This is a genomic window from Streptomyces sp. 4N509B, assembly GCF_052245655.1.
Taxonomy (GTDB): domain Bacteria; phylum Actinomycetota; class Actinomycetes; order Streptomycetales; family Streptomycetaceae; genus Streptomyces.
Map to the genome: position 1 here is coordinate 1 of NZ_JBQQBZ010000052.1, position 15,031 is coordinate 15,031.

5 protein-coding genes are annotated in these 15,031 nt (G+C 73.8%); 2 read left to right on the plus strand and 3 right to left on the minus strand.

The annotated features are described in order from the left end of the window. Positions 1-11,059, minus strand: an 11,059-nt coding sequence (locus ACTWP5_RS29695) for an SDR family NAD(P)-dependent oxidoreductase (protein ID WP_443224258.1), incomplete at its 3' end; no start/stop codon positions are given. A 517-nt stretch (positions 11,060-11,576) separates the two neighbouring features. Between ACTWP5_RS29695 and ACTWP5_RS29700 the strand changes: the two genes are divergently transcribed. Both ACTWP5_RS29700 and ACTWP5_RS29705 read left to right on the plus strand, forming a co-directional pair. After that, entirely contained in the window at positions 11,577-12,020 is a 444-nt protein-coding gene (locus ACTWP5_RS29700; RefSeq protein WP_443224259.1) for a nuclear transport factor 2 family protein, read from the plus strand. A 51-nt stretch (positions 12,021-12,071) separates the two neighbouring features. Continuing rightward, positions 12,072-12,494, plus strand: a complete 423-nt coding sequence (locus ACTWP5_RS29705; RefSeq protein ID WP_443224260.1) for a nuclear transport factor 2 family protein — start codon at positions 12,072-12,074, stop codon at positions 12,492-12,494. Positions 12,495-12,660: 166 nt separating this feature from the next. Here ACTWP5_RS29705 and ACTWP5_RS29710 read toward each other — a convergent pair whose 3' ends face one another. Both ACTWP5_RS29710 and ACTWP5_RS29715 read right to left on the minus strand, forming a co-directional pair. Continuing rightward, complete coding sequence (locus ACTWP5_RS29710) at positions 12,661-14,076, minus strand: NAD(P)/FAD-dependent oxidoreductase (RefSeq protein ID WP_443224261.1); 1,416 nt, start codon at positions 14,074-14,076, stop codon at positions 12,661-12,663. 340 nt (positions 14,077-14,416) lie between these two features. Next, positions 14,417-14,962 (minus strand): GbsR/MarR family transcriptional regulator, encoded by a 546-nt coding sequence (locus tag ACTWP5_RS29715; protein WP_443224262.1) that lies wholly within the window; start codon positions 14,960-14,962, stop codon positions 14,417-14,419. Between the last annotated feature and the right edge of the window lie 69 nt (positions 14,963-15,031).

The window sequence follows — 15,031 nt, forward strand, 5'->3', positions numbered from 1 at the left end:
CCCCCAGCGCGCCCAGGCCCGCGACCAACTCCGACGGATCGGCACCCCACACCACCGCCCGGTGCTCCAACACCGACCGCGACGACACGAGGCTCCACCCCACGTCCACCGCGTCCAGCCCGCCCACAGCCTCGGCCAACCGCTCCGCCTGCCCCGCCAACGCCTCCGGGCTCGCCGCGGACACCACCCAGGGCACGACCGGGCCTTCCCACACCGGCCCGCCGTCGGCACCCCGCACCACCAGCGGCGCGTCGGCGGGCCCCACCGCCGGCGCCTGCTCGACGATCACGTGCGCGTTGGTGCCGCTGATACCGAACGACGACACACCCGCCCGGCGCGGCCGGCCGTCGGCGACGTCCCAGTCCCGCGCCTCGGACAGCAGCGACACGCCGCCGCCCGCCCACTCCACGTGCGGGGTCGGCGCGTCGATGTTGAGGCTGCGCGGCAGAACACCCGCCCGCATCGCCATGACCATCTTGATGACGCCGCCGACACCGGCCGCGGCCTGCGTGTGGCCGATGTTCGACTTCAGGGACCCCAGCCACAGCGGCTGGTCCTCGGAGCGGTCCTGGCCGTAGGTGGCGATCAGAGCCTCGGCCTCGATCGGGTCGCCCAGCCGGGTGCCGGTGCCGTGCGCCTCGACCACGTCCACGTCGGCCGTCGACAGGCCACCACTGGCCAGCGCCTGGCGGATGACGCGCTGCTGCGACGGACCGTTCGGCGCCGTCAGGCCGTTGGAGGCGCCGTCCTGGTTGATGGCGGAGCCACGGACCACCGCGAGCACGCGGTGCCCCTTGCGCCGCGCGTCGGAGAGTCGCTCGACCACGAGCACGCCGACGCCCTCGGCCCAGCCGGTGCCGTCGGCCGCCGCCGCGAACGGCTTGCACCGCCCGTCGGCCGCGAGCCCACGCTGCCGGCTGAACTCCACGAACATGCCGGGCGTCGACATCACGGTGACGCCGCCCGCCAAGGCCATCTCGCACTCGCCCTGCCGCAGCGACTGCACCGCCAGGTGCAGCGCCACCAGCGACGACGAACACGCCGTGTCCACCGTCACCGCCGGGCCCTCGAGCCCCAGCGTGTAGGCGATCCGGCCCGACACCACACTCGCCGTGCCGCCGGTCAGCGCGTAGCCCTCGACCTGCTCGGACGCCTCGTGCAGGCGCGCTCCGTACTCCTGGGCGATGGCGCCCGCGAACACGCCGGTGCGGCTGCCCCTCAGGGACAGCGGGGCGACGCCCGCGCGCTCCAGCGCCTCCCAGGAGGTTTCGAGGAGGAGCCGCTGCTGCGGGTCCATCGCCAGCGCCTCACGCGGCGACACCCCGAAGAAGCCGGCGTCGAACTCGGCCGCCTCGTAGAGGAAGCCGCCCTCGCGGGCGTAGGAGGTGCCCGACTGCGACGGGTCCGGGTTGTACAGGCCGTCCAGGTCCCAGCCACGGTCGTCGGGGAAGCCGCCGACGGCGTCCACGCCCTCCTCGACCAGCCGCCACAGATCCTCCGGCGAGGACACCCCACCCGGGAACCGACACGCCATCCCGACGATCGCGATCGGCTCGTCCACCGCCACAACCGAACCGGACACCGCCGGACGGCCTCCGGCCAGACCGTCGGCGTCGTCGCCCTCGGACCACACCTGTCCCAGCACGTAGCCGGCCAGGGCCGTCGGGGTCGGGTAGTCGAACACCACGCCGGCGGGGAGCCGCAGGCCGGTGGCGGCGATCATGCGGTTGCGCAGTTCGACGCCCGTGAGGGAGTCGAAGCCGAGGTCCTTGAACGTCCGGTCGGCCGCGATGGACTGTCCGGAGCCGTGCCCGAGGACCGCCGCGACGTGGCCCCGCACCACGTCCACGACGTGGCGCTCGCGCTCCTCCGCCGAGCCCAGCGCGGCGACGGCCGCGCCCAGCAGGCCGCTGCCCGCGGCGGCACCCGCCTCGACGGCGCGCCGCCCGGAGACCCGCACGAGTCCCCGCAGCGGAGCGGGCACGACGCCGTCCCGCTCGGCACGCCGCCGCAATGCGGCGAGGTCCATACGCGCGGCGACCAGAAGGCTTTCGTCCACGCCGCGCGTGGCGTCGAAGAGGCCGAGGCCGTCCTCCGCGGAGACGCCGACGACGCCCAGCCGGCCGAACCGCGCCACGTCGGCCTCGCCGAGGGCGCTGCCCATGCCGCCGACCTCGCCCGACCACAGGCCCCAGGCCACGGACACGGCGGCCAGGCCGAGGCTGCGGCGGTGCGCGGCGAGCGCGTCGAGGTAGGCGTTGGCGGCGGCGTAGTTGGCCTGGCCCGCGGTGCCCAGGACGCTGGCGACCGACGAGTACATGAGGAAGAGTCGCAGGTCGGCGTCGCGGGTCAGCTCGTGGAGGTTGACGGCGGCCTGGACCTTCGGCCGCAGGACGCGGCGGACCTGCTCCTCGGTCAGCGAGCCGATGACGCCGTCCGCCACCACGCCGGCCGCGTGGACGACGCCCGTCAGGGCGTGTTCGGCGGGGATCGCGGCCAGCACGGCGGCCAGCTGCTCGCGGTCGGCCGCGTCACAGGCCGCGACGCGCACCGTCGCGCCGTGCTGCTCCAGCTCCGCCACCAGCTCGGCGACGCCCGGGGCCTCGCCGCCGCGGCGGCTGGTCAGCACCAGCGACCGGACGCCGTGCTCCGTCACCAGGTGACGGGCGAGGAGGGAGCCGAGGGCGCCGGTGCCGCCGGTGATCAGGACGGTGCCGTCCGGGGCGAGCCCGGCCGGGATCGTCAGCACGATCTTGCCGACGTGGCGGGCCTGGCTCATGAAGCGGAACGCCTCGGGCGCCCGCCGCACGTCCCAGGTCCGGATCGGGGCCGGCCGCAGCACGCCCCGCGCGAAGAGCTCGACGAGTTCCGTCAGCATCTCGCCGGTGCGCTCGGGCCCGGCCTCCGCCAGGTCGAACGCCTGGTAGCGGACGCCGGGGTGGTCCTGCGCGACCTGCTCCGGGTCACGCTTGTCGATCTTGCCCATCTCCAGGAACCGCCCGCCGCGCGGCAGCAGCTCCAGCGACGCGTCGACGAACTCGCGCGCGAGGGAGTCCAGCACCACGTCCATGCCGGCGCCGTCGGTGGCGCTCAGGAAGGTGTCGCGGAAGTCCAGGTCGCGCGAGGACGCGATCCGCTCGGCGGGGACGCCCAGTTCGGCGACGGTCGCCTGCTTCGGCGCGCTCGCCGTCGCGTAGACGGTGGCGCCCAGGTGCTGGGCGAGCTGCACGGCGGCCATGCCGACGCCGCCGGCCGCGGCGTGGATCAGGACGGACTCGCCGGCCTGGAGGCCCGCGAGGTCCACCAGGCCGTAGTAGGCCGTCAGGAACACCAGCGGCACGGAGGCCGCCTGCTCGAACGACCAGTCCTCCGGCATCCGCACCACGAGCCGCGCGTCGACCACGGCCAGGGGACCGAAGCTCCTGGGCACGAGCCCCATGACGCGGTCGCCGACGGCGAGGCCGGTGACGCCCTCGCCGACCTCGACGACCACGCCGGCGCCCTCGCTGCCCAGCATGGTCTCCTCGGGATACATGCCGAGGCCCATCAGCACGTCGCGGAAGTTCAGGCCCGCGGCGCGCACCGCGACCCGCACCTCGCCGGCCGCCAAGGCACCGGTCGCGGCCGGCGCCGGCACCAACGCCAGCGACTCCAAGGTCCCGCCACCGGCGGGGGTGTCCAGGCGCCACGCCGTCTCGTTCGCCGGCGGCACCAGCGCTCCCCCGCCAGCCAGGGCACGCGTCAGGCGTGGCGCCAGCACCTCGCCGTCACGCACCGCGAGCTGCGGCTCGTCGCCGGCGAGAGCCAGCGACACGGCTCGCGCGAGCTGCTCGGTCGCCGCTCCGCGGGCGGCGTCGGCGGCTGCGTCGACGGCGGGGTCGTCTGCGGGGTCGAGGTCGACCAGCAGCAGCCTGCCGGGCTGTTCGGTCTGCGCGGAACGGACCACGCCCCAGACCGGGGCGAGCGCCAGATCCGACACGTCGCCGTCGTTGACCGACACCGCGCCCCGGGTGACCACCACGAGCCGCGAGCCGGACAGACGGTCCTCCGCCAGCCACTCGCCGACCAGCGTGACGGCGGCGAGGGCGGACTCCTCGGCGGCGGTCGCCTCGGCCGTGGCCTCGCCGGCCTGCGGCACGACCACCACGACGGGCGGCACCTCGCCGTCCGCCGTGGCTTCGGCCAGCGTGGCGATCCGCTCGTGGACCCGGGCGCCCAGCCCGAGTTCGTCGGTCTCGCCGAGGACGGCCCAGTCGGTCGTCGACGCCGGGCCCTCCGCGGTGTCGCCGCCGGCGAGCGGAGTCCAGTCGAGACGGAACAGGGCTTCCCGTTCGACCGACGTGACCGCGGACAGCTGCTCGGCGGAGGCCGGCCGCATCACCAGCGACTCCGCCGAGGCCACGGGCTGGCCGAGCGTGTCGGTCACCAGCACCGACACCGCGTCGGATCCGACCGACGCGAACCGCACGCGGAGCGACGTGGCGCCGGACGCCACGAGCGACACTCCCGACCACGCGAACGGCAGGCGGAGCCCGGCCTCGTGGTCCGTCAGCAGGGCGTGCAGGGTGGCGTCCAACAGCGCCGGGTGAATCCCGTAGCGGGAGGCCTCGGCCTGGACGCCGTCGGGCAGCGCGACCTCGGCGAAGATCTCCTCGCCGCGCCGCCACACCGCCCGCAGGCCCTGGAAGACGGGACCGTAGCCGTAGCCGGTCGCGGCGGCGGCCGGGTAGAAGCCGGAGACATCCACCGCTTCCGCGCCGGCTGGCGGCCACACGGCCAGCGCCGCGGCGTCGGGCAGCGCCGCCGGCTCCTCGCCGAGGAGCCCCTCGACGTGGCAGACCCACGCCTCGTCTCCCGAGGTCTGTTCGGGGCGGGAGTAGATGCGCAGCTCCCGCTGGCCGGCGTGGTCCGGCGCGCCGACGACGACCTGGACCTGCACTCCCCCGCGCTCGGGCAGGACGAGCGGCGCCTGGAACATCAGCTCACGGACTTCCGCGCAGCCGACCTCGTCACCGGCGCGGACGGCCAGCTCGACGAAGCCGGTGCCCGGGAAGAGAACGTTGCCGGCGATCGCGTGGTCCGCCAGCCAGGCGTGGCTGTTCAGGGAGAGTCGACCGGTGAGGACGACGCCGCCCTCGGCGGCCAGGCTCACGGCCGCGCCCAGCAGCGGGTGGCCGGCCGCGCTCTGACCGAGACCGGCCGGGTCGCCGGCCGTCTCGTTCTCCAGCCAGTAGCGCTGGCGCTGGAAGGCGTAGGTGGGCAGGTCGACGCGCTGGACGGCGCGGCCGGCGAAGGCCGTACGCCAGTCGACGTGGACGCCGCGCTGCCACAGGCGGGAGAGGGCGGTGGTGAACGTCTCCACCTCGTCCCGGTCCCGACGGGTGGAGGGAACGAACGCGGCTGTGGTGTCCCCGTCCTCCAGGCACTCGGCACCCATCGCGGTCAACGTGGCGTCGGGACCGAGTTCCAGGAACGTCGACACCCCGGCACGGCGAAGCGCGGCGACACCGTCGGCGAACCGCACGGCCTCCCGCACATGCCGCACCCAGTACTCCGCCTCGGTGACCTCAAGCTCCGCCAGCTCACCCGTCACGTTCGACACCAACGGAATGCGCGGCGCGTGGAAGGTGATCTCACCCGCGACCTGACCGAACTCGGCCAGCATCGGCTCCATCAGACGAGAGTGGAACGCGTGCGACACACTCAGACGACGCGTCTTCACCCCGTCCTCGGTAAAGCGCTCCGCGACCGCATCCAGCGCCTCCACCGGACCGGCCACCACGACGGAGGCCGGGCCGTTGACAGCGGCGACGTCCACACCGGAAACGGCTTCCAGCGTCTCCCGCACCTGCTCGGCGCTCGCCTGGACCGACAGCATCCCGCCACCAGCCGGCAACGCCTGCATCAACGACCCGCGCGCGGCGACGAGACGACAGGCGTCCGACAGATCGAACACCCCAGCCACATGCGCGGCGACGATCTCACCAATCGAATGACCCGCCACGAAGTCCGGACGGACACCGAACGACTCCGCCAACCGCCACGCCGCCACCTCCACCGCGAACAAACCAGCCTGCGTGAACACCGTCTGGTCGAGCAGAGCAGCCGTCTCACTACCCGGCTCAGCCGTCAGCACCTCCGCGAGCGAACGCGGCAGCAGACCCTCAAAGCCCGCACACACCTCCGCCAACGCCTCAGCGAACACCGGGAACGCCTCAGCCAAACCAGCGCCCATCCGCGCCCGCTGCGCACCCTGACCCGTGAACAGCACAGCCAGACGCCCCTGGGTCACCGCCTCACGCGCGCCACCACCGTCGGCGAACCCACGCAGCGCCGCGACCAACTCCTCGCCGTCCCGGCCCCACACCACCGCACGGTGCGACAGCTCAGCCCGACCCGACACCAACGACCAACCCACATCCACCGCGTCCAGCCCACCCGCAGCGTCCGCCAGGCGCCCGGCCTGCGCCGCCAACGCCTCACCACTCCGGGCAGAAACCACCCACGGAACGGTCGGCAGCGCCTCACCCGGCAGGACCACCGGACCCGGCACCGCGTCCTCCGGCGCCTGCTCCAGGATCACGTGCGCGTTCGTGCCACTGATCCCGAACGACGACACGCCCACCCGGCGCGGACGGCCGTCGTGCTCCGGCCAGTCCCGCGCCTCCGTCAGCAGCTCGACCTCGCCGGCCGACCAGTCCACGTGCGGCGTCGGCGCGTCGATGTTGAGGCTCCGCGGCAGCACACCCGCCCGCATCGCCATGATCATCTTGATGACGCCCGCGACACCCGCCGCCGCCTGCGTGTGACCGACGTTGGACTTCAGGGACCCCAGCCACAACGGCTGGCCCTCCGGCCGCCCCTGGCCGTAGGTCGTGAGCAGCGCCTGCGCCTCGATCGGATCACCCAGCGAGGTGCCCGTCCCGTGCGCCTCCACCGCGTCCACATCAGCCGTCGACAGACCAGCACTGCTCAACGCCTGCCGGATCACCCGCTGCTGCGACGGACCGTTCGGCGCCGTCAAACCATTCGACGCACCGTCCTGGTTGATCGCCGAACCCCGCAGCACGGCCAGCACGCGGTGGCCCCGGCGGCGGGCGTCCGACAGCCGCTCGACGACGAGGACACCCACGCCCTCCGCCCAGCTGGTGCCGTCAGCGGCCGACGCGAAGGGCTTGCAGCGCCCGTCGGCCGCGAGCCCGCGCTGCCGGCTGAACTCCACGAACATGCCCGAGGTGGCCATGACGGTGACGCCGCTGGCCAGGGCGAGGTCGCACTCGCCGTTGCGCAGCGCCTGCGCCGCCAGGTGCAGCGCCACCAGCGACGACGAACACGCCGTGTCGACGGTCAGGGCCGGGCCTTCGAGCCCGAACGAGTAGGACACCCGGCCCGAGACGACGCTCGCGGCGCCGCCGGTCAGGCCGTAGCCCTCGACGCGCTCGGACGCCTCGTGCAGGCGGGACCCGTACTCCATGGACGTGGCGCCGGCGAACACGCCGGTGCGGCTGCCGCGCAGCGAGGTGGGCGCGATGCCGGCGCGCTCCAGGGCCTCCCAGGACGCCTCCAGCAGCAGCCGCTGCTGCGGGTCCATCGCCAGCGCCTCACGCGGCGAGATGCCGAAGAAGTCGGCGTCGAACTCCCCGGCCTCGTGGAGGAAGCCGCCCTGACGGGCGTAGGTGGTGCCGGAACGGGACAGGTCCGGGTCGAAGAGCGCGTCGAGGTTCCAGCCGCGGTCGGTCGGGAAGGGGGTGAGGACGTCGCGACCCTCGGAGACGACGCGCCAGAGGTCCTCGGGGGAGGAGACGTCGCCGGGCAGGCGGCAGGCCATGCCGACGATGGCGATGGGCTCGTCGGAGGCGGACGGGGCCGTGACGAGGTCGGCGGTGTCCTGGTTGAGGTCGAGGAGCTCGGCTCGCAGGTGGGCGGCGAGCGCGGCGGGGGTGGGGTAGTCGAACAGCAGGCCCGCGGGCAGGGACAGTTCGGTCGCGGCGGCGAGCCGGTTGCGGAGTTCGACGGAGCTCAGGGAGTCGAAGCCGAGGGCCTTGAAGGTCCAGCCGGTGTCGACGCTGTCGTCGGCGCCGTGGCCGAGGACGATGCCGATCTCGGCGCAGACCCGGTCGAGCACGGTGCGGATCTGTTCGGCCGCGGGCAGGCCGACCAGGCGCTGGCCCCACGCGGTGACGGGCTCGCGTCCGGCGTCGCCCTCGCCGTCGGCGTCGGTGTCGGCGAGGTACGCGGCGCCTGCCGTCCCGCCCGCTGTCTCGTCGGCGGCCGGGGTGGCCGTCAGGGCAGCGGGGGGCGGGGCGTCGTTGGGCGCGATCCAGTAGCGCTTGCGCTGGAAGGCGTAGGTGGGCAGGTCGACGCGCTGGACGGCGCGGCCGGCGTGGAGGGCGGTCCAGTCGACGGTGGCGCCGTTGACCCACAGCTCGGCGGCGTTCGCCAGGAGGCGGTTCGTCTCCTCCTCGGCGCGGCGGAGCGTGCCGACGACGAGGGTCGAGCCGGTCTCCGTCTCGGTGGACTCCTCGGCGATGGTCTGGACGCTCATCGTCAGCACGGGGTGGGCGCTGACCTCGACGAAGCGGCGGTGGCCCTCGGCGAGGGCGGCCTGGATCGCGGTGGCGAACCGGACCGGCTGGCGCAGGTTGCGGAACCAGTAGCCCGCGTCCATGTGGGTGGTGTCGATGGCCTCGCCGGTGACGGTGGAGATGATCGGCACGCGGGAGGGCAGGGGCCGCATGGGTGCGAGTGCCTCGGCCAGCTGCTCCTCGACGGCCTCGACCTGGGAGGAGTGGGAGGCGTAGGTGATGGGGACGCGGCGGGCGCGCACGCCGGCGGCCTCGGCGGTGGCCGTGACCGTCTCCAGCGCGTCGAGGTCGCCGGCGACGACGGTGGCCGTCGGGCCGTTGAACGCCGCGATCGAGACGCGGTCCGCGACGTCCGCGGCGGCCAGGAGTTCCTCGGCCCGCTGAGGGCTGGCGGCCAGGGACAGCATGCCGCCCTGGCCGGCGATCGCCTGGATGACGACGGCACGCAGGGCGACGGCGCGGGCGCCGTCCTCCAGCGACAGGGCGCCCGCGACGACGGCGGCCGCGATCTCGCCCTGCGAGTGGCCGATGACGGCCGACGGGCGCACGCCCACCGACTCCCACACCGCCGCCAACGACACCATCACCGCCCACAGCACCGGCTGGAGCACGTCGTCCCGCTCCAGCCAGGCGTCGTCCTCGGACGCCAGCACCTCGCTCAGCGACCAGTCGACGAACGGCGCGAGCGCCGCCTCGCACTCCGCGAGTCGGGCGGCGAAGACGGGGGAGGCGGCGAGGAGGCCGCGTCCCATGCCGAGCCACTGCGAGCCCTGGCCGGGGAAGACGAACACGGTGCCGGCGCCCACGGTGCCGGTGTCGGGGGAGACGACGCCGCGCGTGACGTGGGCGGCCGGGTCGCCGGCCTCCAGGGCCCGCAGGCCGTCGACGAGTTCGGGGGTTCCCGCACCCCAGACCACGGCCCGGTGTTCGAGCGCGGAGCGGGTGGAGGTCAGCGACCATCCCACGTCGGCGGGGTTCAGGCCGGCGTCGGTGACGGCGTCGGCGAGGCGGCCGGCCTGCCGCTCCAGGGCCCTGGCGCCGCGTGCGGACACGGGCCACGGCACGAGCGGGGTGCCGGGCAGCGCCGGCTCGCCGGACAGGACCCGCGGGCCGCGGGCGGCGGCCTCCGGTGGGGCCTCGGCCAGGACGACGTGACAGTTGGTGCCGCCCATGCCGAAGGAGGAGACGCCGGCGAGGAGCGGCTGGTCGTCGTGGGGCCAGTCGCTCAGCTCGGTCTGGACGCGCAGGCGCAGCTCGTCGAGCGGGATCGCCGGGTGGGGCGTTTCGAAGTTGAGGCTGGCGGGCAACTTGCGGTGGTGCAGCGACAGAGCGACCTTGAGCAGCCCGGCGACGCCGGCCGCGCCTTCGAGGTGGCCGATGTTGGTCTTGACGGATCCGACGGCGAGCGGGGTGTCGGCGTCGCGGTCGGCGCCGAGGACCGCGCCGAGGGCCGCGGCCTCGACGGGGTCGCCCCGGCGGGTGCCGGTGCCGTGGAGTTCGACGTACTGGACGCGGGTGGGGTCGACGCCGGCCTGCTCGTAGGCGTCGCGGAGGACCTGCTCCTGGCCGTCGGAGGTGGGGACGGTGAGTCCCTCGCCGCCGCCGTCGTTGTTCATGGCGCTGCCGAGGATGACGGCGTAGACGGTGTCGCCGTCGGCGATGGCGCGGTCGAGGCGCTTGAGGACGACGAGGCCGGCGCCCTCGCCGCGGACGTAGCCGTTGGCGCGGGCGTCGAAGGTGTAGCAGCGGCCGTCCGGGGAGAGGGCGCCGAACTTGGCGGTGCCCACGGTGCTCTCGGGTATGAGGTTGAGGTTGACGCCGCCGGCCAGGGCGATGTCGCAGGCTCCGCTGCGGAGGTTCTCGCAGGCGAGGTGGACGGCGACGAGCGAGGAGGACTGGCCGCTGTCGACGGTCATGCTGGGGCCGCGCAGGCGCAGCGCGTAGGAGACGCGGTTGGCGATGATGCTGCGGTGGAGGCCGGTGACGGTGTGGGCGGTGATGTCCTGGGCGCCGTGGCGGTACAGGAGGGTGGCGTAGTCGTCCCAGATGGCGCCGAAGAAGACGCCGGTGCGGGCGTCGGCCAGCGAGGTGGGGGCGATACCGGCGTGTTCCATGCCCTCCCAGCTCAGTTCGAGCATGAGCCGCTGCTGGGGGTCCATGGCGGTGGCTTCGCGCGGCGAGATGCCGAAGAAGGTGGGGTCGAAGCGGTCGACGTGGTCGAGGAAGCCGCCCCACCGGGTGTTCATCGTGCCGCGGCGTGAGAGGTCCTCGTCGAAGTAGGTGTCGGCGTCCCACCGGTCGGCCGGCACGGGGGTGACGGCGTTGGCGCCTTCCGTGAGGAGGCGCCAGAACGCGGCCGGGTTGGCCGCTCCCGGCAGGCGGGATGCGAGACCGACGATGGCGACACGCCGGTCGGGTCCCTCGTTCGTCCGTCCGGAAGTCGTGGTCGTCGCGGGGATACCCGTATCTGCCACCGTTGCTCCATGGGGGATCTAGCGAAAACACCTAGACGCGGACTGAAGGACCGCACGTCCTGGCGGGGACCGCCTCCGGCCATGACGCCGGTGGGCATGGTGGTCCTCAAGATGCGGCAGGACGCGGCTCACAGTAGGAGGAGCCTTCGAGAGGGCACTACCCCTAATCTTGCGGTCGCGGGGGCGGCTTCCGGTTCTCGGCGGCGGGGTCTGCGCAGGTCGCGGGCCTGTGTCCGTGGGCTGGCGGCGCTCGACGGGTGGCCGGTGGGGTCGCTGTGGGGCGTGTCGGCCGGTTCGTGCCGGGATGGCCCGGGTGCTCGGGGGCCGGTGGGCGTGTAGGGGCACCGTTGGCGATCTTTAGGGGTTCCCCTGACCCGGCGGTGCGCTGTGGGCTTGTCGGGTGGAGGGAGCCGTGGCGTGGTGTCGCGGGCGGCCCTCCGCGACGCCGTGGGTCTGGGTCGGCCGTGGGTCTGACGGCTCGTGTGTGTGCCGGGCCGTGAGTGTGCTGGGAGTGTTCGTGCCTGAGGAAGTGACGAGCAAGCAGTTGGCCGTGGAGCACTGCCGCCGGGTCAACACGGGTGATCCCGAGGCGGTGCTGAAGCTGTACGCGCCCGCCGTGCGGTTCGAGGACCCGGTGGGTTCCGGGGAGCGGATCGGGCTCGGCGCGCTCCGTTCCCACGTGCGGAACGCGATCGAGTGCCGGGTCAACGAGGTGCCCGACGAGCCGGTGGGGTCGCCGACCGGCCGGTACGCGGCGGTCGAGGTGACGTCGACCATGAACTACCTGCCGAACGGTCCGTTCATCGCCAGGACAGGCGTCATCGCGCCGCCGAGCAACCCGGAGACGGCGCGGATCGAGATCGTGTGCGTGATGGTGATCCAGGTCGGCGCGGACGGCCTGATCGAGGACATGCGCTCGTACTGGGGGCCCTCGGACGTGCGGGTGTTGGAGGACTCATGACCGTCACGACCGTCATGACCGTTGAGGATCGCTTCCCGGAGGTGTGCCGTCATGCCTGACGACGCGACGCGTAAGGCGTTGGCGCTGGAGTACTGCCGTCTGCTGAACGAGGGCGACCTGGAGGGTGTGCTCGCGCTGTTCGACCCGGCCGTCCGGTTCGAGGATCCGGCGGGGACGCCGCCGCGGGTGGGGAAGGCGGCGGTGCGGGAGTACCTGGCCAAGGTCATCGGGGCGCACACCAAGGAGGTGCCGGGGACGCCGAGGACCTCGATGGAGGGCCAGATGGTGGTGCTTCCGGTGACGGGTGAGATGGACGCGCCGCCGGAGGTGAACGCGCCGCCGGGGGCGCGGATGCGGTTCCGGATGGTGAGCCTCATCCGGGTGGGGCCGTCGGGCCTGGTGACCGAGGTGCGGGTGTTGGTCGGGCGGACCGACTGTCAGGTGGTGGACGCGTCGGGGGCGCCGGTCGGCTGACGCCGGCCGGCCCCGCGCCGTGGGGCGGCCCCGGTTCGTGTACGTCGCGTACGGGGTGCCGCACGGGGCGGCGCTGACGCGACTGAGAACGCGACTGGGAGAGGCCGGGTGGTCGGCCACGGGGGGACCGTGGCCGACCGGCGCAGTGACGGCTCGTTCTCGCGGTTCAGTCCTCGGGGTCGGCCGTGACCTGGGCCCATTCCTCGTCGGTGAGGGTGGGTCCTGTCGGCGCGCCGCCGGTTCCGTTGCGCAGGGCGCCGAGGACGGCGGGGGCCTGGAGGCTGGTGGCCGGGGCGGCGAGGGCGCTGACGCCGGCGACGGCCGCGGCGACCGGGGCGGACTGGAGGCCGGCGGTGCAGACGAGTTCGGTGAAGCGCTCCTGGCTGTTGAGCTCCTCCTCCAGGCGCGGGTCGTCGGCGTCGATGCGGCAGCCGGGGTAGAAGATGTCCTGCGCGGTGGCGAGGTTCCACGGGTCGTCGACGGCCTTGGATATGCCGCGCAGCGCGGTGGCGGTGAAGTCGGGTGTGCCGCGGTGGCGCTGGAGGGCGCGGTCGAGGGCGGCGGCGCTGCGGGCGGCGGAGGACATGCCGTGGCCGTAGATCGGGTTGAAGCCGGCGACGGCGTCGCCGAGGGTGACGAGTTGGGCGGGCCAGACGGTGTTGCGCTCGACGTAACGCCGGCGGTTGGCCGTGCTGCGGGAGCCCTGGACGGGGGTGAGGGGGGTGGCGGCGCCGATCAGCTCGCTGATCAGGGGGTGGTTGAGGTTCTTGGCGAAGGTGGTGAAGCCCTCCTCGTCCGTGGGCGGTTCGCCGCCGCGGGTGCCGGAGAGGGTGACGATCCACTGGCCGTCCTCGATGGGCAGGATGAGGCCGAACCGTCCCGGCTCGCGGGTGCGGTAGTCGCTGTGGACGCTCACCATCGGGAACTTCGCGGCGGTGCGGCCCGGGGCGCGGTAGTAGCGGGTCGCGTAGGTGATGCCGGAGTCGACGACGTCCTCCTGCGGCGGGGGCACGCCGAGGGCTTCGAGCCACTGGCGCAGCCGGGAGCCGCGGCCCGTGGTGTCGATGACGACGTCGGCGGCGAGGTCGGCGGTGTCGCCGCTGTCGAGGTCGCGGACGGACGCGCCGGTGACCCGGGCGGCGTCGCCGAGGAGCGAGACGGCCTCGGTGCGGGTGCGCAGGGTGATGGCCGGGTCGGCGAGGGTCTGCTCGCGGACGGTCCAGTCGAGCAGGGCGCGGCTGGCGGCGAGGAGGAACTGCGTCTCGGGGAAGCGCTGCTGCCAGCCGTACGCGGTCAGGGAGACCATGTCGCGGTAGACGCCGACGCGGTTGGCGCCGGCGGCCGTGAGGCGTTCGGTGGTGCCGGGCAGCAGGGACTCGATCAGCCGCAGGCCGCCGGACCACAGGAGGTGGGCGTGCCGTGCCTGGGGGACTCCCTTGCGGTGCTGCGGCCCGTCGGGGACCTCGTCCCGTTCGATGACGGTCACCTGGTCGAGATGGCGTCGCAGCACGCGCGCCGTCAGCATCCCGGCGAGACCACCTCCCAGTACCAGGCCGTGCGTGGTGGTGCGGGTCGCCGACAAGGTCATCATTCCTTCCTGACGCGAAGAGCCGCTGGAGGCTGTTGGGCTGCCGGGGCGAGCCGGTCGGTCGCTCGCGGCGGTTCGCGTGGCGGCCGCCGGGGTCGGGGCCGGTGGGGCGGCCTGCTGCCGCCGGGGTGCGCGAACCGTTCCGTCATGTTTCCCGGTTCGCGTGGTGGTCGGTAACCCTTGATTTTCCCCCTACCGGCGGGGGTGCCGGGGGGTGGGAGCGCCGCTGGGCGTGCGCCGGGCGGTGTGGTGGGCGGGTTCGGCGGTCGGGGGCGGGGCGGGTTCGCCGGGAACGGACGGCGATGTCCCGTTCAGGGGCCCCTACTGTGCCTGGTCAGCCGCGCCCCGTGGGGGCGTGCGCGGCTCGGTGACGGCGCCACTCCACGACGATAGTGTCGAGCCGGGGCATGACGAACAGGGCGAACTCCCGCATGACGGCGAGCCGTTCCCTGGCGCCCGGGGCGCCGTCCCCGAGGCGGTCGATCTCCTCCTCCGCGCTCTTGGCGAACTCGCGCAGCCAGTGGCCGCGGATGGCGAAGACGTCGGGCCAGGGGTCGTCGAGGATCCGGTAGAGGTCCCGGCGGGATCCGGGGACGTGTTCCCTGGTGATGAGGCCCAGGCGCGACAGGTACTGAACGGACGTGGAGACGGTGCCGGAGCTGATGGACAGACGCTGCCCGATCTCCGCGGCCGTGAGGGCGCCGTCCGGGGAGACGATGAGCGCCGCGAAGACGCGGGCCGCCATCCGGGAGAGTCCCGTCTCGGCGAACCTGCCAGCGAGCCGTTCGATGGCGCGTGACTCCTCGACGGCGTCCGCCGCGGTTTCCCGGCGGATCGGGGGGTCACTCGTCGGCGGTGGTGTCTCTTCTGTCGCTGGCACGGTCGTGTCTACCTCCTTGTGTGTAAGCCTAGCCCCTTCCCTTCACGAGTCTTTCAATTCTCGCGGAAT

Coding starts and splice junctions, on each gene's coding strand:
- ACTWP5_RS29705 (WP_443224260.1), top strand. CDS start 12,072: ATGCCTGACGACGCGACGCGTAAGGCGTTGGCGCTGGAGTACTGCCGT.